The following is a 26307-nucleotide window of genomic DNA, read 5'->3' on the forward strand; positions in this document are numbered from 1 at the left end:
CCTGTCAGCTCGCAAGTGCCCCCTTGTATGCCACTTTGATATCGAAGGCTGCTGCGAGAAGCGCCTTTGTATATTCGTCTTGCGGTTTTTCGAAGATGTCGCGCGCGGGGCCTTCTTCGACGACTTTGCCGTTCTTCATGACAATGACGTAGTTGCAAAGCGCGCGGACGACTTTGAGGTCGTGACTGATGAAGAGATAGGCGAGACCGTAGTTTGCTTGCAGCTTGCGCAGAAGATCGACGATCTGGGCCTGCACGCTCATGTCGAGAGCGCTTGTCGGCTCGTCGAGCATGACGAACTTCGGCTGAAGCACCATGGCACGGGCAATCGCGATGCGCTGACGCTGGCCGCCGGAGAACTCGTGCGGATAGCGATCCTGCGACGCTGGATCGAGGCCGACTTCCTTCAGTTCCGCGCCGACGCGTTCGCGCCGCTGCTCTTCGTCGAGTTCGGGGTTTTGGATCAGAAGCCCTTCCTCGATGATCTGGCCGACCGTCAAGCGTGGCGAGAGCGAGCCATAAGGGTCCTGGAAGACGATCTGCATTTCCTTGCGTAGCGGACGCATCTGCTTGTTTGTCAGCGCGTCGATGCGCTTGCCGACGTAGGCGATGGGACCTTGCGATGAAATGAGCCGCAGGATGGCGAGGCCGAGGGTGGTTTTGCCGGAGCCGGATTCACCGACGACTCCCAGCGTTTCGCCAGCACGAAGCTTCATCGAAAGGCCGTCGACGGCTTTCACGTGATCGACGGTTCGCTGCAACAGCCCTTTTTTGATCGGAAACCAGACCTTCAGATCGTCCGTCTCGACGACGACGGGGCGCGTCGGATCGGTGGCGGGCGGCATGCCTTTCGGCTCGGCATCAAGAAGATGGCGCGTGTAGGCGTGCTTGGGTGCGGTGAAGATCTGTTCGGCTTCGCCGGTCTCGACGATGTCGCCGTTGCGCATGACGTAGACGCGTTCGGCCATGCGGCGCACGATGCCGAGATCGTGGGTGATGAGCAGCATGGCCATGCCCATCTCTTTCTGAAGCGACTTCAGAAGCTCCAGAATTTGCGCCTGAATAGTGACGTCGAGCGCGGTGGTCGGCTCGTCGGCGATCAATAGGTCAGGTTTGTTCGCGAGCGCAATTGCGATCATCACGCGCTGGCGCTGGCCACCAGACAGCTCATGCGGATAGGCGCCGAGGCGCTTCTCCGGATCGCGGATGCCGACCTTCGTCAGAAGCTCGATGACGCGCTCTCGCGTTTTGGCTTCGGGCAGCATTTGGTGCAACTTGATGATTTCGCCGACCTGCTTCTCGATGGTGTGAAGCGGGTTGAGCGATGTCATCGGCTCTTGGAAAATAATCGAGATGCGGCGGCCGCGGATTTCGCGAAGGTCGTTGCCAGACATTTTCAAAATGTCGGTGCCGCCGAATAAAATCTCGCCGGTCGGGTGGGAGGCGGAGTTCGGCAACAGGCGCAGGATCGACATTGCGGAGACGGTCTTGCCCGAACCGGACTCGCCGACGAGCGCAACGGTTTCGCCCTTGTTGATGTGGAACGAGACGCCGTTGACAACTTGCACGAGGTCTTTGCCTTCGCCAAAGGCGACGGAGAGATTGCGCACGTCTACGAGGGGAACGGGATTTGCCATCAGCTTTTGGCCCTGAACGATTTGCGCGGATCGAGGGCGTCACGAACGGCTTCGCCGATAAAGATCGCGAGCGAGAGAATGATCGACACGGCAATGAAGCCCGAGATGCCGAGCCATGGCGCTTCGAGGTGCTTCTTGCCCTGCAACAACAATTCCCCGAGCGACGGCGAACCCGGGGGCATGCCGAGGCCGAGGAAGTCGAGCGCGGTCAACGCTGCGATGCCGCCCGACAGCTTGAAGGGCAGGAACGTCAGCGTCGCGACCATGGCGTTCGGCAGCAGATGCTTGAACATGATCTGCCAGTCGGACAGGCCAAGCGCGCGTGCGGCGCGAACGTATTCGAGGTTGCGGCCGCGGAGGAATTCGGCTCGGACGAGGCCGACGAGGGATGTCCAGGAGAAGATCATCAGAATGCCGAGCAGCGTCCAGAAACCAGGCACGAACAGCGACGACAGGATCAGCAACACGAACAGCTCAGGGATCGAGTTCCAGATTTCGAGCAGGCGCTGGAAAATGAGATCGACGCGGCCGCCGAAATAGCCTTGCACCGCACCGGCCACGATGCCGACGGCGGACGAGACGATCGTCAGGATCAGGCCGAAGAGAACGGATATTCGGAAACCGTAGATGATGCGGGCGACGACGTCGCGGCCCTGATCGTCGAGGCCGAGCCAGTTGGTGTTACCCCACTCGTTATAGCGGGCGAGCTGGTCGGCCGGCGCCGGGCACAGCTTCAGCGACGAGGACCACGGCGGCGGCGCTGGATAACCGAGGCAGACGCCGTTGTCGCCGATGCGGCCGGGATAGTCCTTGTTGATGGTCGAATACGAATAGCGGATCGGCGGCCACAGCATCCAGCCGTTGGCGTTGATCTCGTTCTGGATATCGGGCGTGCGATAATCGGTGATGGCGAGGAAGCCGCCAAATTTGTCTTCCGGATAGTCGACGAGCACGGGGAACAGGATTTCGCCTTTGTAGCTGACGATCAGCGGGCGGTCGTTGGCGACGAACTCGGCGAACAGCGAGACGACGAACAGGATCGAGAAGACGACGAACGAGCGATAGCCAATTTTGTGCGCCTTGAAGCGTTCCCAGCGGCGTCGGTTGACGGGCGACAGCCGGAAGAGGCGTCGCCACCAGGACTTCTTGGCCTTCGCGGCTGGCGCTGCGACCGTCTCGGGTGTGTTGTCGGCGCGCTGGTCCATCGTCATACCTCGCGCGATTCAAAGTCGATGCGCGGATCGACGAGGGTGTAGACGAAGTCCGACAGGATTCCGACCAGCAGGCCGACGAGCGAGAAGATGTAGAGCGAGGCGAATACGACCGGATAGTCGCGCTTTTCGATGCTCTCGAACGACAAGAGGCCGAGGCCGTCGAGCGAGAAGATCGTTTCGATCAGCAGCGCACCGGAGAAGAAGGCGCTGATGAAGGCCGACGGAAAACCCGAGATGACGAGCAGCATGGCGTTGCGGAAGACGTGGCCGTAGAGCACCTGGTTTTCGGTGAGGCCCTTGGCGCGCGCGGCGACGACGTATTGCTTGCGGATTTCATCCAGGAACGAGTTTTTGGTCAGGAACGTCATAGCGGTGAACGAGCCGACGGCCATCGCGATCATCGGCAGCACGAGGTGCCAGAGATAGTCGGTGATCTTCCCGAACAACGAGAGCTGATCCCAGTTGTCGGAGAAGAGACCGCGCGACGGGAACCACTGGAAGAACGACGAGCCTGCGAACAGGATCAGCAGCAGAACGGCGAACAGGAAGCCCGGGATCGCGTAGCCGACGACGAGAACGGCGCTCGACCAGGTATCGAAAGGTTCGCCGTCTTTCACGGCCTTGCGGATGCCGAGCGGAATGGAAATCAGGTACGTCAGCAGCGTCATCCATATGCCGAGCGAAACGGAGACGGGCAGCTTCTCCTTGATGAGATCGAGCACCGAGACGTCGCGGAAATAGCTCTTGCCGAAATTGAAGGTGAGGAAGTTCTTCATCATCAAGTAAAAGCGCTCGGGCGCCGGCTTGTCGAAGCCGAACTGCTTTTCGAGGCTCTTGATGAAGGCCGGGTCGAGACCCTGCGCGCCGCGATATTTCGAGGTGATGGAATCGCCACCGCCGACGCCGAGCTGGCTGTTCATACCGCCGCCGCCGAGCGTATCGCCGCCGCCGCCGCCCATGCGACTGACGATGGAGGAAGATTGGCCCATCAGCTGCGCAATCATGCGTTCAACCGGTCCGCCAGGCGCGAACTGGATGATGACGAACGAAAACAGCATGATCCCGAACAGCGTCGGGATCACCAGGAGCAAGCGCTTTAAAAGATAAACGGCCATCACTGCTTCACTGGTTGTTGCGTGGAGTTCGGCGTCGTTTGCGACGCTTTCTGAGGCTCAGGCTTGCCGGAATTGAGGTCGGCGGCCTTCTTGGCATCGAACCACCAGGTATCCAGAACGCCACTATCATACTTCGGCTGGACGGCTGGATGCGAGAACTTGTTCCAATAGGCGACCGAATAGAACGGCTTGTACCAGTGCGGCACCCAATAATGGCCGGCGCGCAGAACGCGGTCGAGGGCGTGTGTGGCCGTGGTCAGCTCAGCGCGGGATTTGGCGGCTATGACCTTATCGGTCAGGGCATCGACGACGGGATCGCAGATTCCTGCGAGGTTGAACGAGCCTTGGGCCTTGGCCGCCTCACAGGAGAGGAAGGCGCGCATATCGACGCCCGGCGTCAGGCCGAGCGAGAAGCGCTGTGTCGTGACGTCGAAATCGAACGACTTCAGTCGCTGCTGATATTGCGCCGGATCGACGAGACGCCAGTTGGCGTCGACGCCGATGCGCTTGAGATTCTCGACATAGGGAAGCGTGATGCGCTCGAACTGCGCTTCGAAATCTAGAAACTCGATGCTTAACTGCTCGCCCTTGGCGTTGCGCAGCTTGCCTTCGGCGTCGGGCTTCCAACCGGCGCTGATGAGCAGATCGCGCGCTTTCTTGAGATTGGCGCGGTTGTTGCCGCTGCCGTCGGTGACGGGCGGCGTATAGGGCTCGCCGAAGACTTCCGGAGGCAGCTTGTCCTTATAAGGATCGAGCAGGGCGAGTTCTTGCGGCGAGGGGAGGCCCTCGGCCTTCATGTCGGAATTTTCGAAGTAGCTCGTCGTGCGGCTGTACAGGCCGTAAAACAGCTTCTTGTTCGACCATTCGAAATCGAAGACGAGATCGAGCGCGGCGCGCACGCGCGGGTCTTTGAATTTATCGCGACGGGTATTGATGAAGTAGCCCTGCGCGCCGGACGGGCGGCGGTCGGGTAAAAGCGCTTTGATGAGACGACCGTCGCGAACGGCTGGAATGTCGTACTGCGTCGCCCAGCCGAGGCTTGAGAATTCCTCGCGAAAGTCGAAGTTGCCGGATTTGAGCGTCTCGAGTTCGATGGTGCGGTCGCGATAATAGTCAAGGCGGACCTCGTCGAAGTTGAAGCGGCCCTTGTTTACCGGCAAATCTTTCGCCCAGTAGTCGTCGCGGCGTTCGTATGTGATCGAGCTGCCGGAGTTGAACGTCTTGATGCGATAAGGGCCTGAGCCGAGGGGCGGCTTCAACGACGTTTCATCATAGGGGTTCGCCGTGTAGTAGGCTTTCGACAGAACCGGGAGCTGAGCGATCAGGATCGGCAGATCGCGCACAAGTTTGCCCTGGAAGGTGTAGCGCACCGTCTCAGGATCGAGCGCCTCGGCTTTCACGACGTCGTGCAAAGGCTGCGAATATTGCGGGCGCGTCGCCATGCTTTTCAGAAGGCTAAGCGTGTAGACGAGATCGTCGGCGGTGATCTGGGTGCCGTCCGAAAACTTCGCCTCGGGACGAAGCTTGAACGTCACCGACATGCGGTCGGGCGCGACGTCGGCCGTTTGGGCAACGAGGCCGTAGACGGCGTCAGGTTCATCCTGCGCGCGGACCATCAAGCTGTCGAACAGCAGGTCGAGATCTTGAGCGGCGTCGCCTTTGACGATGAACTGGTTGAAGCTGTCGAACGTATTTACGTCGCCCGTTCCCATCGTCACCATGCGGCCGCCCTTCGGCGCATCGGGATTGACGTAGTCGAAGTGCTTGAAGTCGGGCGGGTATTTCAGTTCGCCAAAGATCGAGAGACCATGGCGGGGCTCAGCCTGCGCCAGGCTGCCGCCGGGCATGGAAAACAGCAATGCCAGCGCGGCGAGAAATGAGAGCTTCGCTCTGGCCGCCGCGCGTGATCGAGTAGGTCGTTCCAACAGGGTCACTTTCCCTTCGCTGCCTGGACGGCTTTCGCCTTGTCCGCGTCGTACCACCAGACCTGAGTGAGAGCGGCGCCTTGTGACGGCAGTTTGTCCGGACGGCCGAAAACATCCCAGTAGGCAAGCCGGTCGTAGGGGTAATACCAGTGCGGGACGACGTAGTAGTTCCACAAGAGAACGCGATCGAGCGCATGGGTTGCGGCAACGAGGTCGGCTCGATCTTTCGAGAATACGATCTTATCGATCAGGTGGTCGATCGCGGGGTTCTTGATGCCGATGGTGTTGCGGCTACCGGGCTTGTCGGCGGCGGCAGAGCCCCAGAAATCGCGCTGCTCGTTGCCCGGCGAATTCGACTGGGCGAAGCTGTCGACGATGATATCGAAGTCGCGGTTGTCCTCGCGCTGTTTGTACTGTGCGTCGTCGACGTTGCGCACCGTCGCCTTGATGCCCATGGCTTCGAGGTTTTGCACGTAGGGCAAAATGATACGCTCGAACGTGTCGCCGTTGATCAGGAATTCGACGGTCATCTGGTCGCCCCTGTCGTTGCGCAGCACGCGCGCGGTCGAGCCCGCTGATAGGCCGATCGTCTGCATCGCCTTGCACCAGAAGCCGCAATGCGGATCGTTGACGGTTTCGCTGCGGATCTTCCAGCCGGCGTCCTCGAACAGTTTCAGCGCTTCCTGCTGGTGCTTGCGGAAGTCGCCTTCCTGGGCGTTGACCGGGTTTTCGTAGGTCGCCGTAAATACTTCCGGCGGCACTTCGGATTTGATCTCGTTCAGGATCTCAAGCTCGCGGCCTTGCGGCAGGCCCGTCGCCTGGAGATCTGAATTCTCAAAGTAGCTGCCGACGCGCTTATACAGATTGTAGAACAGCTTTTTGTTCGTCTCTTCGAAATTGAAGAGCAGGTTGAACGCGTGGCGGACGCGCGGGTCCTGAAACTGCGGGCGGCGAATGTTGAATACGAACGCCTGCATCGGCGCCACGCGCTTCACCGGAATGGCTTCTTTCTTCACTAGGCCTTTTTTCAGCGAGTCGAAATTGTACTGCGTCGCCCAGGCGTCGGCGCGGTTCTCGGACCAGACGTCGATGTTGCCGATCTTGAAATCTTCAAACGCCGGCGTGCGGTCGCGATAGTAGGTAAATTCGAGCGTGTCGAAGTTCATCTGCCCTTTCATTACAGGCAGATCCTTCGCCCAGTAGTCGGGCACGCGCTCGAACGTAATCTTGCGGCCGGTATCGACCGACTTGATCTTGTAGGCGCCGTTGCCGAGAGGCGCTTCAACCGTCGTGGCCGCGAGGCTGCGCTGGGAGCCATCGGCGTTCTTGCCGGTCCAGTAGGCCTTGGAGACGACATTCAGTTCACCGACGATCATCGGCAACTCGCGGTTGCCGGTCTTGTCGAAGGTGAATTTCACCTCGTGGTCGCCGGTCTTCTCGGCCTTGACGACGTTCTTGTAGTAGAAGGCGTAGAATGGATTGACGTTCTTGAACTGCTCGAACGAGAAGATGACGTCTTCTGGCGTAATCGGCGAGCCGTCGTGGAATTTCGCTTCGGGGCGCAATTTGAACGTGACGGATGAATAGTCGGCCGGGTAGGAGGCGCACTGAGCGATCAGGCCGTATTGGGTTGAGGGTTCGTCCGGGCTCGGCGTAAACAGACTGTCGAAAATCAGACCCAGGCCTGCAGCCTTGACGCCCTTGTCGGAAAACGGGTTCAGCGTATCGAAGGTACCGTCTGCCCACTGACGGACCGTGCCGCCCTTCGGCGCGTTCGGGTTCACCCAATCGAAATTCTTGAAGTCGGGTCCGTATTTCGGTTCGCCGACGAGGGACAGTGCGTGATGGCATTGCACGTCAGCGGCTTCGGCCGTTGAGGCAGCACCGGCGGGAGCGGCGTCTGACGGGTTCGGCGTTGCCGGAGTGGTTGCGGCTTCCGCGGGTTTCGGCGCTTCAGCGGGGGCAGCGGCTTCCGAAGGCTTGGTGGGTTCATCGGCTTTCGGCGCATCGACCGGCTTCGGCGCGTCGTCGGTCTTGGGAGCTTCGGCGGGCTTTGGAGCGTCTGCGGATTGCGCCGCTGCGGCGGGCGGCGTTGCGGCGTCTTGCGCCTTTGCAGGGTTCGGGAGCGAAAAACTCGTGAACGCCAGCGCGGCAAGGATAAACGGCGTCAGGCGCATCTGCATATTCGACTTCGTCCCTTTCAAACTGTCACATTCCGGGGCCAGCTTAACACAGCCCCGGGCAGCGGGGACAAGTCGTGGGCCGGATACAAAAACGACCCCGCCAAAGAGCCGGCAAGGTCGCAAACTTTTGTACCCATAGCGAGTTAAAACGCCGTCATTTTGGCAGTGGAACGGGCGTATCTGCAAGGGTGGCGAGATAGGCGATGACGTCGGCTTCATCCTGCGGCGTCGGCAAGCCGTTGAACGTCATTTTTGTGCCGGGGATGAACGTCTTGGGGCTGTGAAGAAAATGCGCCAAGTCGTCGAAGGACCAGTCGCCGCCTTTTTTCTCCATCGCTGCCGAATATTTAAATCCGGGATATGAGCCTTTTTTGCGATTTACCACGTCCCACAGGTTCGGGCCGACGGTCGGCGTCTGGCCTTTTTCGGATACGTGACAAGCTTGGCATCTTTTGAAAATCGTCTTGCCTTTTTCGGCGTTCGCCTTGGGCAGAAGCGCGATGACCTCTTTGCCGCTGTCTTCGGCCGGAGCGGCAGCCGCCGCTGCACCGCCTGCGGGCGGCGTCGCCGTATCAGCGGGCGCGGCAGCAGGAAGCGTGAAACCCGGTTTCTCGGGCGTATGACCAACGGTCATCTCGATGATCGTGCGGGTTCCGAAAATCAAAAGCAGTGCAGACAGCACGGCCCCGGCAAGTTTCGTGAATTCGAAACTGTCCATCGTCATGTCTCAGCTCCTCGGACGGTCACTCCCCATGACGCGCAATTCAAGGTGACGAGATCGATTTGCGGTATATAAGCTCGGCCGCCCTGCAAGCACGTCGTCGTTTTTTGTAGGAACGTCGATAGCGGTATTGGGGCGATTTGTCACCGAACAAAAGAATTCGATCGCAGTGTCTCAACAAACGCTCATCCTCATTCCCGCCCGCATGCACGCCACCCGTCTTCCCGGAAAGCCGCTTGCGGATATTCATGGCGCGCCCATGATCGTGCACGTCTGGCGACGGGCGATGGAGGCCGGTCTGGGGCGGGTCGTCGTCGCGACCGACAGTTCGGAGATTTTAGCGGCGGTTGAGCGGGCAGGCGGCGAAGCCGTTATGACGCGAGACGACCACGCCTCGGGTTCGGACCGGATTCACGAAGCGATCATGGCGCTCGATCCGGAGAAAAAAGCCCAGATCATCGTCAATTTGCAGGGCGATCTACCGACGCTCGATCCGGTGCTCGTCACCGATTGTGTCGCGCCGCTTGCTAATGAGGCGACCGACATCGCAACGCTTGCGGCGGTGATTTCGGAAGACGAAGAGCGCACCAATCCGAACGTGGTCAAAGTGGTCGGAACGCCGATCGGTGAGAACCGGCTGCGCGCGCTTTACTTTACCCGAGCCACCGCACCCCACGGCGACGGGCCGCTCTACCACCACATCGGCATCTATGCTTATAGGCGGGCAAGCCTCGAACGGTTCGTCTCGTTGCCGCAAGCGACATTGGAAAAACGGGAAAAGCTAGAGCAATTACGGGCACTTGAGGCTCAAATGCGGATCGACGTCAGCGTCGTTGACACGGTTCCACTCGGTGTCGATACTCCCGCCGACCTTGAGCGCGCCCGACGCCTCATCGCGCCCTGACGTTTCTTTCCCGGACAACCGATCCACCATGACCAAAACAGCAGGTTCCGAAGCCGGAGCCCTCAAAATCTCGTATCAAGGCGAGCCGGGTGCGAATTCGCATCTCGCGGCCCGCGAAGTTTATCCGGATGCCGAAAGCGTCGCTTATCCGACGTTCGAGGATGCGCTCGCGGCGGTGAAGAACGGCGACGCGGACTATGCGATGATCCCGATCGAGAATTCGGTCGCTGGGCGGGTCGCGGACATTCACCATCTGCTGCCCGAGGCCGGGCTCTACATCATCGGCGAGCACTTCCTGCGCGTGCGCCATCAGCTCATGGCGAAGCCGGGCGCAAGCCTTTCGACGATCAAGCGCGTCATGAGCCATACGCAGGCGCTGGGGCAATGCCGGACGACACTTCGCAAGCTCGGTTTGAAGCCGGTGCCGGAAGCCGATACGGCAGGTTCGGCGCGGCTCGTCTCCGAGAGCGACGATCTTTCGACGGGCGCCATCGCGTCGCGCCTTGCGGCGGAAATCTACGGTCTCGAAATCATCAGGAGCGATATCGAAGACCAGTCCCACAATACGACGCGCTTCATAATCCTGGCGAAGGAGCCGGATGACGCCGAGCCCGGCAACGGCCCGGTGATGACGACGTTCCTGTTCCGGGTGCGAAACGTACCGGCGGCGCTCTACAAGGCGCTCGGCGGGTTCGCAACCAACGGCGTCAACATGACGAAGCTGGAGAGCTATCAGGAGGAGGGGACGTTCAACGCCTCCCGCTTCTTCGCCGATATCGAAGGTCATCCGGTCGACCGGCCTGTGCAACTTGCGCTTGAGGAATTGTCGTTCTTCTCGACGCAGACGCAGATCCTCGGCACCTATCCGGCGAGCCCCTACCGCAAGGAGGCGGCGGAGCTTGCGGCCAACGGCCTCGTCCCGATCAAGCGCGCCGAATAGCGCCGCTGCGCCGGAAGTGAAATTCGGCCGGTAAATCTGCGGCTTGCCTTGTTGTGGAGGCTGTTAGCTTCCTGTGCGGGGAGGGTTGTACTTTTCTGCCGCCCGGCCCATTATAGAAATGGGCTGGCGGCGGACGAGTTCGTCGCCAACCGGGTCAGGTCCGGAAGGAAGCAGCCCTAACGATCAGAAATCGGGTCGTTCGCCAGCCTCTTTACTCGCTCACGAGCGCAATTCGGATCGCAAGGGCGATCCGGCGCTCTCCGCGGGGGCGCGGCTTACCGCGGGTCGCCTTGCTCCCTCGCCCCTTCGGGCGAAAGGTTGTTTCAGGGATCATGGCGAAAAAGAAATCGGAAACGTCTGACGGCGTCGAAGGTTCGGGAAGCACCGAGCCGGCGAAGCCGTATGTCGTGCTGGCGCGGAAGTATCGGCCCGCGACATTCGACGACCTGATCGGCCAGTCGGCGATGGTGACGACGCTGCGCAACGCGTTCGCGTCTGGGCGCATCGCGCAGGGCTACATGCTGACGGGCGTGCGCGGTGTCGGCAAGACGACGACGGCGCGCATTCTCGCGCGGGCGCTTAACTACGAAGCGCCGGGCTACGACAAGCCGACTATCGACATGCCGGGCCTCGGCGTCCACTGCAAGGACATCATGGAGGGCCGTCATCCGGACGTGCTCGAAATGGACGCTGCCTCGAATACCGGCGTCGATAACATCCGCGAGATCATCGAAAGCGCGCAGTACACGCCACTCGTTGCGCGCACGAAAGTGTTCCTGATCGACGAGGTTCACATGCTGTCGAAGGGCGCGTTCAACGCGCTCTTGAAGACGCTTGAAGAACCGCCATCGCATGTTCGTTTTATTTTCGCGACGACGGAAATTCGCAAAGTTCCCGTGACCGTGCTATCGCGCTGTCAGCGCTTCGACTTGCGCCGCGTCGAGCAACCGGTGCTGGCTGAACATTTTCAGAAGATCGTCGGCCTGGAAAGTGCTGAAGCTGACGCTGATGCTTTGCAGCTTATCGCACGCGCGGCCGAAGGTTCGGTGCGCGACGGCCTGTCCATTCTCGATCAGGCGATCGCGATGGGCGAGGGGCACGTCACGGCGGCGAAGGTTCGCGACATGCTCGGCCTTGCCGATCGCGCGCGGATTTTTGATCTCGCCGAAGCGCTCTTCAAAGGCGATGTCGCGACGGCCATTCGCGGATTGGAATCGCTGCATCGTGACGGCGCGGAAGCGGCCGAGGTCGTGTCCGATCTGGCTGAAGCCGTACACGCTATAGCGCGCGTTAAAGCTGTCGGAGAGGAGCCTGCGGGCGAAGCGCTGACGGCGGAAGAAAAGGCGCGCATTGCCGGTTTCGCCTCTCGTTTGTCGATGCCGTACCTGTCGAGGGCGTGGCAGATGCTGGTCAAAGGTTTCGATGAGGTTTCGCGCGCGCCCAATCCGCGTGTCGCGGCCGAGATGGTTCTGATTCGGCTTGCTTACACGTCGGATCTGCCGACGCCCGATGAGTTGATCAAAGCGCTCGGCGGCGGGGCTGTTCCGGCGCGGCGTCCGGCATTGCCGGCCGGGGATGCTCCGGCCGGTCAGCGCGGTCCGCTCAATGGGCGCGTTGACGTTCCGGTCGCTGAAAACGATCAGGATGACCTCGGCGATTTGGGCGACGGCTTCGAATTCGACGACGGCGAGCCGATTGGCGATGCCGAGGGTGACGAAGTGGCTGCTCCGGCTGTTGCGGCCGGATCCATGAAGTCCGATCCGAGATCGTTTGCAGACGTCGTAGCGCTCGCTGGCGAGAAGCGGGATGCGAAGCTCAAGTGGCACCTCGAAGACCATGTCAGCCTCGTCAAGTTCGATGCGGTGGCGGGTTCGATCGATCTTTTCCTGATGCCCGAGGCGCCGCCGGAACTCGCCAACGACCTTCGGGAAAAACTCAACCTCTGGACAACGCGGCGCTGGGTCGTTGTTCTTTCGAAGGATGCCGGTGCGCCGCCTATTGGCGTCGTGCGCCGAGAGCGCGAAGCTCAGGAGCTTGAATCGCTGAAAGCGCATCCGGCGGTGCGTGCGGTTCTGGAAGCTTTCCCGGATGCGAAGATCGCTGAGGTGCGGCGAATTGCTGGGCGCGAGACAGATACGGACAGCGAGAGCGAAGCCGTTTAAAACTTCAGGACGAATTCGGCTCTCTGCCGCGAGGACAATATGAAAGACATTATGGGTATGATGAAGCAGGTGGGCCAGATGCAGGCGCGCCTGAAGGAAATGCAGGACGAGCTGCAGAAGGCCGAGATCGAAGGCCAGGCGGGCGGCGGTCTTGTGCATGTGACGGTCGACGGCCGCGGCGAATTGAAACGCGTGCGGATCGATCCGAGCCTGATGAAGCCGGACGAGGTTGAGATACTCGAGGATCTTATCGTGGCGGCGGCGACCGATGCCAAGGCGAAAGTCGATAATGTGATGCAGGCGAAGATGGCCGAGATCACGGGCGGTCTGCCGATTCCGCCGGGCATGAAGCTTTTCTGAGTTTTCTCTCCCGTCGTCCTCGACCGGCAGTCTCACGCCGGATCCTTGAATGGCTCGCAGGCTTGCCGTTCGAGGATGACGAAATAAATCACAATTAAACCATGTCTCGCAAAACGGCAGGCCCTGAAATCGAACGGCTGGTGCAGCTTCTGGCGCGAATGCCAGGGCTTGGCCCGCGTTCGGCGCGCAAGGCGGTGCTGGCGCTCTTGAAGCGACGCAACGATCTCATGCTGCCGCTGGCCGACGCGCTTCAACAGGCCATCGCCAAAATCACCGAGTGCCCTGTGTGCGGCAATCTCGATACGGTGTCGCCGTGCAGCGTCTGCGCCGATCCGCGGCGCGATGCGAGTTTGATCGTCGTCGTCGAAGAGGTCGGCGATCTTTGGGCGCTCGAACGCGCTAGCATCGTCTCGGCGCGCTATCATGTGCTCGGCGGACACTTATCGCCCCTCGACGGCGTCGGGCCGGAGCGGCTCAATATCGCGAACCTCGTCGCGCGGGCGCAATCACCGGATGTGAAGGAAATTCTGCTGGCCCTGAATGCCACCGTCGAAGGCCAATCGACGGCACATTACATCTCGGATCAGCTTCAGAGTACTGACGTTACTGTTTCGCGGCTGGCGCAAGGTGTTCCCATCGGCGGTGAACTCGATTATCTCGACGACGGCACGCTGGCCGCCGCCTTCAAGGCCCGGCGGAAATTATAAGAACTCCGGGAGCGCGGATATATCACCGCGGAAACGTCAGGCATATGGCGGAAATCGAAATCGTCAGGCGCGGCGGTAGCGGGCCGAAGTTCGTCACGGGCTCGCTGTTGCGGCACATTCTGGCGATGACCGCTGCCGGTGCGCTCGGCCTGATGGCGGTGTTCGTCGGCGATCTTGCGAATATCTATTTTCTGTCGCGTATCGGTGATGACGCGATCGTCGCCGCCGTCGGCTACGCGAGTTCCATCCTCTTCTTCTCGACGTCGATCGGCATCGGGCTTTCCATCGCCGCTACGTCTCTGATCGCGCCGGCCCTTGGCGCGCAGCGGCGCGTCAGGGCACGGCGGTTGACGGCTAACGCGCACGTGATGGCGTTTGTTTTCTCAGCGATTGCGAGCTTGGCGCTGTGGTTCGCGATCGAGCCGTTGCTGCGGCTGCTCGGCGCCAGCGGGCGGACGCTCGATCTGGCAAGCTTCTATCTCGAAATTCTGCTGCCGACGCTGCCGTTTCTGTCGCTCGGCATGACATCGTCAGCGGTGCTGCGCTCTGTCGGCGATGCGCGTCGCGCGATGAATGTCACGCTGTCGGGCGCGATCGTCAATACGATCCTCGATCTGATTTTCATCGTGCATTTCGGGCTGGGCATCGAAGGTGCGGTGTTGTCGAGTTTGCTGGCGCGGCTGGTGATGATGGTCGTCGGGCTGTGCGGCGTCATCCGCGTCCACGATCTGATGGGACGGCCGAAGATCGCAACGTTGAAGCAGGACGTCGGGCCCTATTCGCGGATCGCAGCACCTGCCGTGCTGACGAATATCGCACCGGCCGTCGGTAACGCCTACATTACGCACGCCATTGCGCCCTATGGCGATGCAGCGGTTGCGGCGTGGGCGATCATTGGACGGATCATTCCGGTGGCGTTCGGCGCGATCTTTGCGCTTTCCGGCGTGGTCGGACCGATCATTGGACAGAATTTCGGTGCGGGCTTGCGGACGCGGATGCGCGACGCCTACACGCTCTCGCTGCTGACGATGGCGGCCTTCACGGCAGTTGCGTGGCTCGGTCTTGCGGTCGCGGCCGATCCCATGGCGAGGTTGTTTCATGCAACGGGCGAGGTGCGTGATCTGATCGTTTTCTTCTGCCGCTGGCTGTCGCCGCTGTTCGTTTTCATGGGCGCGATCTTCGTGACGAATGCCGTCTTCAATACGCTGGGTCGGCCGCACGTCTCGACGATTCTCAACTGGGGCCGCGCCACGGTTGGCACTATTCCTTTCGTCATTTGGGGCGGGAAGTTTTACGGCGCAGAGGGCGTGCTCGCGGGTAATTTGGTCGGGGGCGTCGCCTTTGGCTTAATTTCCATATTTGTAGGCTACCGTCTGGTTGCGCGCGTTGGGGAAACGCTGAGACTTTAGCGCGCGCGGCGTTGCACTTTCGGACGAGACGGTCCTAGATCGTGTTGGAAGAGTCGATTGCAGCGCCACGTTGAGCTAACGGAGAGCGGGTGTGGCTATTGCCCAACGCATTCTCGTGACTGGAGCGTCGGGTTTCATCGGACAGCATGTCGTCCGCGTACTGGCGGAGCGTGGCTATAACGTCCGGGCGGCGTCGCGGCACCCCATCGTATTTGACAGTCCTCGCGTCGAGGGCGTCGCCGTCGGCGACATGTCGCGATCGTTCGCCGCGGAATTCCTCGTGCGCGGCGTCGATGCCGTCGTGCACGCGGCCGGGCTTTCGGCGGCGCGGACCGATCTGCCGTCTGCGGCCTATACGGCTATCAATGTTGATGCAACGCGGCAGCTGGCCAGAGCCGCCCGTTCGGCGCGGGTGAAGCGCTTCGTCTTGATGTCGTCGATCCGAGCGCAGGTGGGCGTGACCTATCCTGAGCTCGTGACGGAGGCGACGCCGGCCGCGCCGACGGACGCCTACGGCCGGTCGAAGCAGGCGGCGGAAGCCGTCACGGCGCAGATGCTCGATGGTTCGGCGACGCGTTGGACCGTGCTCCGGCCGGTGCTGGTTTATGGACCCGGCGTCAAAGGCAACATGGCGGCGCTGCTGAAAATCGCCGCTTTGCCGGTGCCGCTGCCGTTCGGGGCGCTCAAAGCGCGGCGGTCGCTGGTCAGCATCGGCAACCTCATCAGCGCGCTGCAATATGTTCTGCAAACCCAAACTGCTGAAAATGCTGCATTTATCGTGGCAGACCCGGGGGCTTTGACGATGGCCGAGATCATTCGTGCGCTGCGGCGGGGGCTCGGGCGGCCGGAAATGCTGCTTCCCGTGCCGGATACATCGCTCGCCCGCCTGCTGCGGATTGCCGGGAAGGGTGATTTCGCCGACCGGCTAACGGGTGATCTGGTCGTTGACGCGGCCCGGTTGCGCCGGATTGGCTGGGCGCCGCAAGAGACAACCGCCGCGGCGCTCGCGGCCTCTGTAGCGGCGCGGCAACCTGCCGGGGATCAGGTCTCGGAACGGTATAGAGACGCACGCCATTGACCGCGGCTGCGGCCTTTCATATGTCAGGCGCCATGGCCGTACTTCCCATTCTCACCATTCCCGATCCCGTCCTGCGCAAGATCTCAGATCCGGTCGAGCGCGTGGACGATGCCGTCGTCAAGCTGATGGACGACATGCTGGAGACGATGTACGCGGCGCCGGGTGTCGGCCTTGCCGCGCCGCAGGTCGGCGTGCTGAGGCGCGTCGTCGTGCTCGATACCTCGGACGAGGGCGAGCCGCCCAATCCGCTCGCCATGGCCAACCCGGAACTTGTCGCGCTGGGATCAACGACGCGGGTGCATGAGGAAGGCTGTCTGTCCATTCCCGACGTGCGGGTCGAAATCGAGCGACCGGCGGAAGTGACCGTGCGCTACATCGACCGAAACGGCAAAGAGCAGGAGCTTAAGGCCGACGGTTTGCTCGCGACTGCCATCCAGCATGAAATCGACCATCTCGACGGCCAGCTCATCATCGATTTCCTGTCGCGGCTGAAGCGCGATATGGTCATCCGCAAGTTCAAGAAGCAGTCGCGAAGCTAAGGTTTTGGTTGGCGCGTGCGACTGACCTCCGGTCAGCCGGCCGCACGCGCGAAATTTGGGTCGTCGATCGCGCCTACAAAAGAGTCCATATGCCATTGAAGATCGTATTCATGGGGACGCCGGATTTTTCCGTGCCTGTGCTCGATGCGGTCGTGGCGGCGGGGCATGAGGTTGTCGCGGTTTATAGCCAGCCGCCGCGTCCGGCGGGGCGGGGCATGGCGGAAGCGAAATCGCCGGTGCATCGGCGTGCGGAAGCTCTCGGTATTCCAGTTCGCACGCCGGTGAATTTCAAAAGCGACGACGATCGCCAGGCATTTGCGGCGTTGCAGGCCGATGCGGCAGTGGTCGTTGCCTACGGCCTACTGCTACCGAAAGCGATCCTGGACGCGACGCGGCTCGGTTGTTTTAACGTGCACGCCTCGAAGCTGCCGCGCTGGCGCGGGGCGGCGCCGATTCAGCGGGCGATCATGGCGGGCGATGCGGTCACGGCCGTCAACATCATGCGCATGGAGCAGGGACTCGACACTGGGCCGGTGTGCGTCGGCCGCGATGTTCCCATTTCGCCGGATATGACGGCAGGCGAGTTGCACGACATCCTGTCGAAGCTTGGTGCGGAACTTATGGTCGAGGCGCTGGGCAAACTCGAAGCGGGGACGCTCGCATGCGTGCCGCAGCCGGACGAAGGCGCGACCTATGCCGCCAAGATCGACAAGAGCGAGGCGCGGATTGATTTCTCGCGGTCTGCAAAAGAGGTCGCGGATCACATTCGCGGTTTGTCGCCGTTTCCCGGCGCGTGGTTTGAAATTTTGCTCGGCGGGAAGCCCGAGCGGATCAAAGTTTTGCTGGCGGCTGTCGTCGATGGTTCGGGTGCGCCCGGTACGCTGATCGACGACCGGTTGACCATTGCCTGCGGCAGCGGCGCGATCAGGATCGTGAAGCTGCAGCGGGCCGGCAAGCAACCGATGGCGGCCTCGGATTTTCTGCGTGGTACTCCAGTTGCGGCCGGGACGCCATTTTCCCGTTAATGATATCCGGCGTCCGGGCTGCAAAGACCAGCGCTTGAGGCTACAACCCAGTGGTTGGTAGCGGTGAGTGCGAGAATGTTTCGGCAGGTCTGCGTTGTTCTGGTTTTGACGGCTGCTCTTCCAGTCGCGGCCATGGCTGCGGACTTCGGAGCGCCGAGTGGGGCGGCTGGCAGACATCTCGTGCCCGGCGCTGACGTGACGATCGAGGCGGGCGTCAGGGTCATTCGTCCGGTGCCGTTCGATCCCGCGTGGGTGGTCGACGAGGAGACCGAGATTCCTGGCGGGGTCGTGTATCGTGGCGCTGCCTTCTACTGGGTTCCAGGTGTGCGAGCGCCGAAGGCCGTCCATAGAGCGAAGCCTCAAACGCCCGACAAGCAGAACGAAGAATAACTGCCGAACGTTGAGCCCGCGCTCCGGAACGGCTAGGGATGGCGAGACCATCCCTGAGCACCGAGCTTGAATGCCCCGCTATCGCATCACCATCGAATACGACGGAACGCCATTTGTCGGCTGGCAACGGCAGGCGCAGGGCCTTTCGATCCAAGGCCTGCTTGAAGATGCGATCCGCAAGTTCTCGCAAGAGACTGTCGGTGTGCGCGGCGCCGGGCGCACGGACGCGGGCGTGCATGCGCTGGGTCAGGTCGCGCATTTCGACTTGAGCAAAGAGTGGTCACCAGGCCGCGTTCGCGACGCGATGAACTTTCATTTGCGTCCGCATCCGATCGGTATCGTTGCGTGTGCGGCTGTCGATGCCGAGTTCGACGCCCGTTTCAGCGCGATCAAGAGGCACTACAAGTATCGTCTGCTGACGCGCCGCGCGCCGCCGATCCTCGATCGTAACCGCGTGTGGTGGACGATGCAGGAACTCGATGCGGGCACAATGCATGAAGCTGCGCAAGTGCTCGTCGGTAAGCACGATTTCACGACTTTCCGCGCCGCGCAGTGCCAGGCGGCGTCGCCCGTCAAGACCCTCGACAGGTTCGAGATTTCCCGAGACGGCGACGAGATCGTCTGCGCCGTGTCAGCGCGTTCGTTCCTGCACCATCAGGTGCGGTCGATGGTCGGGAGCTTAAAGCTCGTCGGCGAAGGAAAGTGGGCTCGTGCGGACCTCGCAAAGGCGCTGGCTGCGGCGAACCGGGAGGCGTGCGGGCCCGTCGCGCCGGCGTCGGGCCTTTACCTCGTCGCGGTCAATTATCCGCCCGCAAACGTCACGACGTCTTCGTATCCTCCGTCACCAGCGCCAGAAATTCCTGACGTGTGATCGCGTTGTCGCGGAAGACGCCGAGCATGCGGCTTGTCACCATGTCGGTTCCCGGCTTGAGTACGCCGCGCGTCGTCATGCAATGATGCTCGGCCTTGATTATGACTGCCACACCCTGAGGATGCAGCGCCTCTTCGATCGCATTTGCGATTTGGGCCGTCATTTTCTCTTGGATCTGAAGCCGCTTGGCATAGGCATTCACCACCCGCGCGAGTTTCGAAATGCCGACAACGCGGCCATTCGGAATATATCCGACCCAGGCGCGGCCGATGATCGGCGCCATGTGGTGCTCGCAGTGGCTTTCGAAGCGGATGCCGCGCAGCACGATCATCTCATCGTAGCCTTCAATTTCTTCGAAGGTCTTGTTGAGGATCGCTTCGGGATCTTCACCGTAGCCGCGGAACCATTCCTCGAAGGCCTTGGTGACGCGGGCGGGCGTTTCCTTCAGGCCGTCGCGGTCGGGGTCTTCGCCCGTCCAGCGGAGGATGGTCTTAATGGCGGATTCGACGTCGGCGCGCGTCGGCTTCTGATCTGAATTCATGAGACCACTGAGTTGTTGTGAGAAGACGGTCATGCCAACGGGGGCAAAATGAAGCGCCCTTATAGACCCATTGGATTTGAGACGGCAAACACCTGTTGCCGTCCCTCTAGATGGTGACCGATGGCCGGTTTGTCGACCCCGTAAGGCCGGACAAGTTAATTTGGTGCTCGCCGTGCCTTTTTACGCCGATGGCGTGCCCGCCGCCGGGGTATGCGGCGTTTGGTGCGGATCGGCATGCGGATCTCTCCGCGGCGACAGTTTCCGGACGACGACGTAGAAGATCGGCGTGAAGATCAGGCCGAAGAGCGTCACGCCGAGCATACCCGCGAACACGGCCGTGCCAAGCGATTGCCGCATCTCGGCGCCCGCTCCTTCAGCGAAGACCAGCGGCACGACGCCCAGGATGAAGGCCAGCGACGTCATCAGGATCGGCCGCAGACGGGTGCGGGCAGCTTCGACGGCGGCGTCGACGCGCGACAGGCCGTTGTCCTCGCCCTGTTTGGCGAACTCCACGATCAAAATGGCGTTCTTGGCCGCGAGGCCGACGAGCACGATCAAGCCGATCTCGACCAGGATATTGCGATCGAGGCCACGGATGTTCACGCCGATCATTGCCGCCAGGATACACATTGGCACGATCAGGATGACGGCAAGCGGCAGCGCCCAGCTTTCGTAGAGCGCCGCGAGCAGCAGGAACACGAAGACGACGGACAGGCCGAACGCGTAGATTGCGGTATTGCCCGCAAGCTTTTCCTGCAGCGCGATCTCGGTCCATTCGAAACCGAAGCCTTGCGGCAGGACTTTCTCGGCGATCGCTTCCATCGTCGCAATGGCCGTGCCGCTCGAATAGCCGCGCGCAAGCTGAACCTGCACTTCGGCAGACGGATAGAGATTGTAGCGCGGCACGCGATAGGCGCCGGTCGTATCCTGGAAGGTTGCCACCGAACCTATCGGCACCATGTCGCCGTCGTTGTTGCGCGTCTTCAGATTGGAGACGTCGCGTAGAGACAGGCGGTATGGGTTGTCGCCCTGGGCTGTGACGCGATACGTGCGGCCCAGAATGTTGAAGTCATTGATGAAGGCCGAGCCCATGTAGACCGAGAGCGTTTCGAACACGCGGCTGATCGGAACGCCGAGCTGCTCGGCTTTGGTGCGGTCAATGTCGGCATAAACCTCAGGCGTGCGCACGTTGAAGAGCGTGAAGGCCTGCGTGAAGCCCGGCGTCTGGCCGGTGGCGCCGGCCATTGCCCAGGCTGCGCCTTCGAGCGCGGGCAGACCGCGTCCTGCTTTATCCTGAACATAGCCTTTGAGGCCGCCGCCGGTTCCGATGCCAGGCACGGATGGCGGTTCCAGCACGAAAATGAAAGCGTCCTTGAGGGTCGCCATTTGCTGGCGCAGGTCGGTAAGGATCATATCCTTGGTCAGGCCGCTGGCGATGCGCTGTTCGAACGGTTCCAGGCCGACGAAGACGACGCCAGTGTTGGGCGCGTTCGTGAATGTCGCGCCGTCGAAGCCGACGAATTCAACGGCGTTGGCGACGCCCGGCCGATGCATGATGATTTCTGAGGCGCGGCGCACGACCTCATCGGTACGCTTCAAGGTCGAGCCCGGCGGAAGCTGGAAGACCGTGATGAAGTAGGCGCGATCGAGCTGTGGGATGAGACCCGTCGGCGTCGCCGTTAATCGCTCATAGGTGACGTAGAGCAGGCCGGCGTAGATAAGGAGCAGAACGGCGGCGACGCGGATCAGGTTGCGCGTCAGCCAGGCGTAGCCATGCGACAGCGTGCTGAAGGCCCAGTTGAAGCCGGCGAAGAACCAGCGCAGGGGCGCACCGAGGATTGTCACGATGGGATTGCGCTTTTCATGCTCTCCGGCGTGCGGTTTCAAAAGCAGCGCAGCCATGGCGGGTGAAAGCGAGAGCGAGACCATCAGCGAAATTGCGGTCGAAGCGGCGATGGTGATGGCGAACTGCTTGAAGAAGGAGCCTTGCAGGCCGGTGATGAAGGCAGTCGGCAAGAAGACGCCGATCAGCACCAGCGAGATCGCAAGCAGTGCGCCGCCGACTTCATCCATCGTCTTATGAGCGGCTTCCTTCGGCGTCATGCCTTGGGCGATGTAGCGCTCGACGTTCTCGACGACGACGATGGCGTCGTCAACGACGATGCCGATGGCCAACACCAAGCCGAACAGCGACAGCGTGTTAAACGTGATGCCGACGAGGCTCATGATGAAGAAGGTGCCGACCAGCGATACGGGGATCGCCAGGATCGGGATGATCGCCGCGCGCCATGTCTGCAAAAACAGGATGACGACGAGGACGACGAGCACCAGTGCTTCGATGAGCGTGTGGATGACGGCGTCGATCGAGAACTGGATGAATTCTGTCGGGTTATAGACGACTGCATAGCCGACGCCCGGCGGGAAGCTCTTTTTCAGGTGCTCCATCTCGGCCTTGACGTTGGCCGCCGTCGCAAGCGCGTTCGAACCCGGCTTCTGGAAGATGACGAGGGCGGTCGCGACCTTGTTATTGAGATAGGCGTTGACGGTATAGTCTTGCGATCCCAGCTCGACGCGGGCGATGTCGCGGATGCGAACGACCGAGCCGTCCGGTTCGGCGTGCACGACGATATTTTCGAACTGATCCGGCGATGACAGACGTCCGAGCGTCTTGACGTTGATCGTGAAGGCGCCGTCGGATGACGCGGGCGGCTGATTGATCGAGCCTGCCGCAACCTGCAAGTTGGCGGCCTGGAGTGCCGAGACGACTTCACCTGCAGTCAGGCCGCGAGCTGCGACCTTGTCGGGGTCGAGCCAGATACGCATCGAGTAGTCGCGGGCGCCGAAGACCTGGACGTCGCCGACGCCATCGATGCGGGTCAGCACGTCTTTGACGTAGAGCGTCGCGTAGTTCGAAATGTACTGCTGGTCGCGCGTGCCGTCAGGCGAGATCATGTACACGACCATCATCAGGTCGGGCGAGGCCTTGCGCACAGAGATGCCGAGCCGGCGTACGTCTTCCGGTAGGCGGGGCTCAGCAACCGCGACGCGGTTCTGCACCAGAACCTGCGCCTGATCGACATTCGTGCCCGGCTTGAAGACGACGTTGATCGTCAACTGGCCGTCGCCGGTCGATTGCGAGTTGATGTAGAGCATGTCGTCGACGCCGTTGACTTCCTGCTCAATCGGCGTGGCGACGGTTTCGGCGATGACTTGGGCGGACGCGCCGGGATACGTAGCGTGCACGGCAACCGTCGGCGGCGCGATGTCGGGATATTCTGCGATGGGCAGAAACCGCATCGAGATCAAACCGAGGATCGTAATGATAATCGAGACGACTGCAGCGAAGATCGGCCGGTCGATAAAAAAGTGAGACAGACGCATCGGGCCCTATCGGCGTTGGAAGCTTCAGACGGAATGCTCGTTCAGGCGCGGCGGCGCAGATCAGTTCTGCGCCGTCTTCTCTGGCGGTTTGATCGCACCGGTCGTCGGCGCAACTTTCGTTCCCGGCCGAATGGCGGGGTTTGCGACGCCTTCGATCACGATACGGTCGTCCGGCTTCAGTCCGGAGGTGATGACGCGCAAGCCTTCGTACATCTGGCCGAGCGTCACCGGCGTGGCGGTGACGACGTTGTCGGCATTGACGGTATAAAGAATTTTGCTCGCTTGATCGGAGATAATGGCATCGTCGGGAACGAGAAGCGCATCCGCGTCTCCGCCGTAAACGGCAATGCGGGCGAAAAGTCCCGGCGTCAGCAGATCGTCTTTGTTAGACAGAACGGCGCGGCCGCGGATGGTGCCTGATCGCTGATTGAAGGCATTGTCGATGAAGTCCATCGTGCCCTCGTGCGCCCAGTCCTTTTCGTCGGCGAGTTTCACGCGGACGGGAACGGGCGCGAGGCGGGATGCGGGAAGCACGCCCGACTTCCGCTTGCGGGCATCGCGCATGTAGTCGGCTTCGGAGGTATCGAAGACGAAGTGGATGGGGTCGGTCGTGACGATGGTCGCCATCAAGGTCGAATTGACCTGACCGCCGATCACGAGGTTGCCGACGTCGATTTTCTTGTCCGAGACGCGGCCGGAGATCGGAGCGCGCACTTCCGCCCATTCCAGATTGAGCTCGGCCGATTTGAGATTGGCCTTTGCCGACATCACCTGGGCTTCGGCGACGCCGAGGCTCGATTTGCGCTGCTCGTAGACCTGTTCACTCAAGACTTTCGTTTCGACGAGCGGGCCGGCGCGTTCGAGATCGGCCTTGGCAAATTCGACCTGGGCCTGCGTGCGCGCGACATCCGCTTTCGCGGCTTCGACGGCGATCTGGAACGGCCGTTTATCGAGCGTGAAGAGGAGATCGCCCTGTTTTACGATCGTGCCTTCCTTGAAATTGACCTGATCGACGTAGCCGCTGACGCGTGGGCGCAGCTCGACGCGGGCGACGGCTTCGAAGCGGCCGGGAAATTCGTCCCACGTCTTGATGTGCTTCGCGATCGGGGGCGCCACGGTGACCGGAAACGCCGGTGGCGCGCTCTGCGCGCTTGCAGATTGGACGTTGCTCGCGATGAAGGCCATCGCGGCCAGCACGGACAAGGCCGAGCATCGAGGCTTAAGCCTCACAAGGGCGGTGGTCGTCGTCATTTTTTCAGAATCCACAGGCGAGAATTTTCCACGGCGCGCCGACGCCAGTGGACAATAGTACACCACATGCATTCCGACGATCCGAAATTCAATGATGTTGACCATCATTGTGGCCCATCTCATTGCGGGCAAAGGGCATTTCGCCCCGAGATAGTGGCCATAAAGCCTCGATCGAATGAGAGGCTTTCAAAACTTGGATTTCAGTAAGCCGCTCAATCCCAGTAGAAATGCCGCGATCGTTTGCAGGCTGTATGAAACTACGACACGAAAATAACGAAGGCGCATGCAGTTTTTTTGCCTGCATACGCCGTCTCGTTCCAAAGTACGATTTTCGAGCTAAAGCAGCGTGCCCCTGAGCACGAGCATGGCGACGCTGAAGTAGATCATCAGGCCGGTGACATCGACGAGCGTTGCGACAAACGGGGCTGACGCGCTCGCGGGGTCGAAGCCAATGCGTTTCAGCAGAAACGGCAGCATTGCGCCGGCCAGCGAGCCGAAGGTGACGATGCCGATGAGGCCGAGCCCAACGGTCAAGGCGACGAGCTGCCAGTGCGGGCCGTAGTCGAAGATACCGATCGTCTGCCACAGCGAAATGCGCGCGATGCCGATGATGCCGAGGATGGTGCCAAGCGTAATGCCCGTCGGAATCTCGCGGATGGCGACGCGCCACCAGTCACGCAGCCGGATCTGTCCGAGCGCGAGCGCACGAATGAGAAGCGACGTCGACTGCGAGCCGGAGTTGCCGCCCGAGCTCATGATCAGCGGAATGAAAAGCGTCAAGACCACCGCTTTTTCAAGCTCGTCGGAATAATGCTGCATCGCGCTCGCTGTCAGCATTTCGCCGAGGAACAAAGCGCAAAGCCAACCGGCACGCTTCTTGATCATCTCCAGGAAGCTGATTTCCAGATACGGCTCGGCGATGCCTTCGACGCCGCCGAACTTCTGCACGTCTTCGGTACTCTCATCGAGGATGGCGTCGATCACGTCATCGACGGTGACAATGCCGAGCACGCGGTGCCGGGCGTTGAGAACCGGAACAGCGAGAAGGTCGTGGATCGAGATCAGCCGTGCGACTTCTTCGCGATCGGTGTCGGGATCGACCCAGATCGGATCGCGATCGGGCGCGACATCCAGAATGGGCTGATCGGGTTCGCCGGTAATCAGCTGGCGCAGCGTGACGGTGCGCACGAGGACGCGCGACGCAGGATCAATAACATAGATCGCATAGACGGTTTCGCGCGTGTGCTCGACCTCGCGGATCAGCCGCAAGGTGTCGGCAACCGTGAAGGTCGAGGGGACGCTGACGAACTCGGTCGTCATGATGCTGCCGGCGGTGCCCTCATGGTAGGCGAGCAGCAGTTTCAGGGATTGGGCGGTCTCGAAATCGAGAAGCGACAGCAGCTTCGTGCGGTCGGTACCGTCGAGCTGACGCAGGAGGTCGGCCGCGCGGTCGGCGGACATGCCGGTCAGGACCTGGCCTGCAAAGTCCTCTGGGAGTTCGAGGATCAGGTCGCTGGCGCGAGACAGCTCGGGGCGGTCGAAGATTTCGACGACGCGGTCGAGCGGAAGCTGCGACAGAATTGACGCAGCCGTTTCGAGGTCTTCCTCATTGAGCTGAGCGACAATGTCGGCGTCGTGCTCTTCGAGCAACTCGACCAGAACGATCGGGTCGACATCGTCGCCCGATGCTTTGCGGATATTTTCCATGGCTCACCTTCCGATCCGCCGTCGCACGGATCGCGGGAGCCGACCCAACGGTCAGTCCACGAGCCTCGACGGCCGGGGCAATCGACTACTGTCGCTAGACAAGGGTTGGGTTCCTTCGGATTCACGGCGCCTTAAACGGGGGCGACCGCGCGGTTCACATGAGCCGTTCGGGAGTAATAGTCAAGATCAACACGTTCGATCTTTTGGATTTTTACCTCGGCCGGACGGCCAGGGTGATGGCTGACAGC

At 61.2% G+C, this 26307-nt stretch carries 22 protein-coding genes and 1 other RNA gene; 12 read left to right on the forward strand and 11 right to left on the reverse strand.

The genetic code is table 11. The features are described from left to right. Positions 1 to 4 precede the first annotated feature (4 nt). The 6 genes from RLW41_RS13185 to RLW41_RS13210 form a co-directional block, all read right to left on the reverse strand. A complete protein-coding gene (locus RLW41_RS13185; protein ID WP_414461718.1) occupies positions 5 to 1636 on the reverse strand; it encodes an ABC transporter ATP-binding protein in 1632 nt (543 codons plus the stop codon). Further along, positions 1636 to 2847, reverse strand: a complete 1212-nt coding sequence (locus tag RLW41_RS13190; protein ID WP_409562148.1) for an ABC transporter permease — start codon at positions 2845 to 2847, stop codon at positions 1636 to 1638. The genes RLW41_RS13185 and RLW41_RS13190 overlap by 1 nt, the downstream gene beginning before the upstream one ends. Beyond that, entirely contained in the window at positions 2844 to 3965 is a 1122-nt protein-coding gene (locus RLW41_RS13195) for a microcin C ABC transporter permease YejB (RefSeq protein WP_409562149.1), read from the reverse strand. Before RLW41_RS13195 ends, RLW41_RS13190 begins: the two co-directional genes overlap by 4 nt. Next, a complete protein-coding gene (locus RLW41_RS13200) occupies positions 3965 to 5899 on the reverse strand; it encodes an extracellular solute-binding protein (RefSeq protein WP_414461719.1) in 1935 nt (644 codons plus the stop codon). The genes RLW41_RS13195 and RLW41_RS13200 overlap by 1 nt, the downstream gene beginning before the upstream one ends. Next, positions 5896 to 8073 (reverse strand): extracellular solute-binding protein, encoded by a 2178-nt coding sequence (locus tag RLW41_RS13205; protein ID WP_414461720.1) that lies wholly within the window; start codon positions 8071 to 8073, stop codon positions 5896 to 5898. Before RLW41_RS13205 ends, RLW41_RS13200 begins: the two co-directional genes overlap by 4 nt. Positions 8074 to 8227: 154 nt before the next feature. Further along, positions 8228 to 8797 (reverse strand): c-type cytochrome, encoded by a 570-nt coding sequence (locus RLW41_RS13210; RefSeq protein ID WP_409562152.1) that lies wholly within the window; start codon positions 8795 to 8797, stop codon positions 8228 to 8230. Positions 8798 to 8963: 166 nt separating this feature from the next. Here RLW41_RS13210 and RLW41_RS13215 point away from each other — a divergent pair, with 166 nt between their 5' ends. From RLW41_RS13215 to truA, 12 genes are all read left to right on the forward strand, one after another. Beyond that, positions 8964 to 9698 carry a 3-deoxy-manno-octulosonate cytidylyltransferase gene (locus tag RLW41_RS13215; RefSeq protein ID WP_414461721.1) on the forward strand — a complete coding sequence of 245 codons (735 nt, stop codon included), beginning with the start codon at positions 8964 to 8966 and terminating at the stop codon, positions 9696 to 9698. Positions 9699 to 9726: 28 nt separating this feature from the next. Further along, positions 9727 to 10638: a prephenate dehydratase gene (locus tag RLW41_RS13220; protein WP_409562153.1), complete on the forward strand. Its 912-nt coding sequence runs from the start codon at positions 9727 to 9729 to the stop codon at positions 10636 to 10638. A 118-nt stretch (positions 10639 to 10756) separates the two neighbouring features. Further along, an RNA gene (gene ffs / locus RLW41_RS13225) (signal recognition particle sRNA small type) lies at positions 10757 to 10852 on the forward strand. A 118-nt stretch (positions 10853 to 10970) separates the two neighbouring features. Beyond that, the gene (locus RLW41_RS13230) at positions 10971 to 12800 is read left to right on the forward strand and encodes a DNA polymerase III subunit gamma/tau (RefSeq protein WP_414461722.1); all 1830 of its coding nucleotides are present in this window, start codon (positions 10971 to 10973) and stop codon (positions 12798 to 12800) included. 39 nt (positions 12801 to 12839) lie between these two features. After that, on the forward strand, positions 12840 to 13160 hold the full coding sequence (locus RLW41_RS13235) for a YbaB/EbfC family nucleoid-associated protein (protein WP_409562155.1): 321 nt from the start codon (positions 12840 to 12842) through the stop codon (positions 13158 to 13160). A 101-nt stretch (positions 13161 to 13261) separates the two neighbouring features. Beyond that, positions 13262 to 13867 (forward strand): recombination mediator RecR, encoded by a 606-nt coding sequence (gene recR / locus RLW41_RS13240; RefSeq protein WP_024275366.1) that lies wholly within the window; start codon positions 13262 to 13264, stop codon positions 13865 to 13867. 44 nt (positions 13868 to 13911) lie between these two features. Further along, positions 13912 to 15276, forward strand: a complete 1365-nt coding sequence (locus tag RLW41_RS13245; protein WP_414461723.1) for an MATE family efflux transporter — start codon at positions 13912 to 13914, stop codon at positions 15274 to 15276. 91 nt (positions 15277 to 15367) lie between these two features. Beyond that, positions 15368 to 16354, forward strand: a complete 987-nt coding sequence (locus tag RLW41_RS13250; protein ID WP_414461724.1) for an NAD-dependent epimerase/dehydratase family protein — start codon at positions 15368 to 15370, stop codon at positions 16352 to 16354. Positions 16355 to 16386: 32 nt separating this feature from the next. Continuing rightward, on the forward strand, positions 16387 to 16893 hold the full coding sequence (gene def / locus RLW41_RS13255; RefSeq protein ID WP_024275369.1) for a peptide deformylase: 507 nt from the start codon (positions 16387 to 16389) through the stop codon (positions 16891 to 16893). Positions 16894 to 16982: 89 nt separating this feature from the next. Next, a complete protein-coding gene (gene fmt, locus RLW41_RS13260; protein ID WP_414461725.1) occupies positions 16983 to 17918 on the forward strand; it encodes a methionyl-tRNA formyltransferase in 936 nt (311 codons plus the stop codon). A gap of 75 nt (positions 17919 to 17993) precedes the next feature. After that, on the forward strand, positions 17994 to 18308 hold the full coding sequence (locus RLW41_RS13265; protein ID WP_414461726.1) for a hypothetical protein: 315 nt from the start codon (positions 17994 to 17996) through the stop codon (positions 18306 to 18308). Positions 18309 to 18378: 70 nt separating this feature from the next. Beyond that, positions 18379 to 19179 carry a tRNA pseudouridine(38-40) synthase TruA gene (gene truA, locus RLW41_RS13270; protein ID WP_414461727.1) on the forward strand — a complete coding sequence of 267 codons (801 nt, stop codon included), beginning with the start codon at positions 18379 to 18381 and terminating at the stop codon, positions 19177 to 19179. Here the strand turns inward: truA and folE are convergent. The 5 genes from folE to mgtE form a co-directional block, all read right to left on the reverse strand. Beyond that, a complete protein-coding gene (folE, locus tag RLW41_RS13275) occupies positions 19127 to 19720 on the reverse strand; it encodes a GTP cyclohydrolase I FolE (protein WP_414461728.1) in 594 nt (197 codons plus the stop codon). The two genes, truA and folE, sit on opposite strands and share 53 nt — an antisense overlap. Before the next feature lie 180 nt (positions 19721 to 19900). Continuing rightward, positions 19901 to 23101, reverse strand: coding sequence for an efflux RND transporter permease subunit (locus RLW41_RS13280; RefSeq protein WP_414461729.1), 3201 nt, complete (start codon positions 23099 to 23101; stop codon positions 19901 to 19903). 60 nt (positions 23102 to 23161) lie between these two features. Then, on the reverse strand, positions 23162 to 24352 hold the full coding sequence (locus RLW41_RS13285; RefSeq protein ID WP_414461730.1) for an efflux RND transporter periplasmic adaptor subunit: 1191 nt from the start codon (positions 24350 to 24352) through the stop codon (positions 23162 to 23164). An 88-nt stretch (positions 24353 to 24440) separates the two neighbouring features. Further along, positions 24441 to 24656 (reverse strand): hypothetical protein, encoded by a 216-nt coding sequence (locus RLW41_RS13290; RefSeq protein WP_414461731.1) that lies wholly within the window; start codon positions 24654 to 24656, stop codon positions 24441 to 24443. 32 nt (positions 24657 to 24688) lie between these two features. Beyond that, positions 24689 to 26059: a magnesium transporter gene (mgtE, locus tag RLW41_RS13295; RefSeq protein WP_414461732.1), complete on the reverse strand. Its 1371-nt coding sequence runs from the start codon at positions 26057 to 26059 to the stop codon at positions 24689 to 24691. Between the last annotated feature and the right edge of the window lie 248 nt (positions 26060 to 26307).

This window comes from Hyphomicrobium sp. DY-1, assembly GCF_047497105.1.
Classification (GTDB): domain Bacteria; phylum Pseudomonadota; class Alphaproteobacteria; order Rhizobiales; family Hyphomicrobiaceae; genus Hyphomicrobium_B.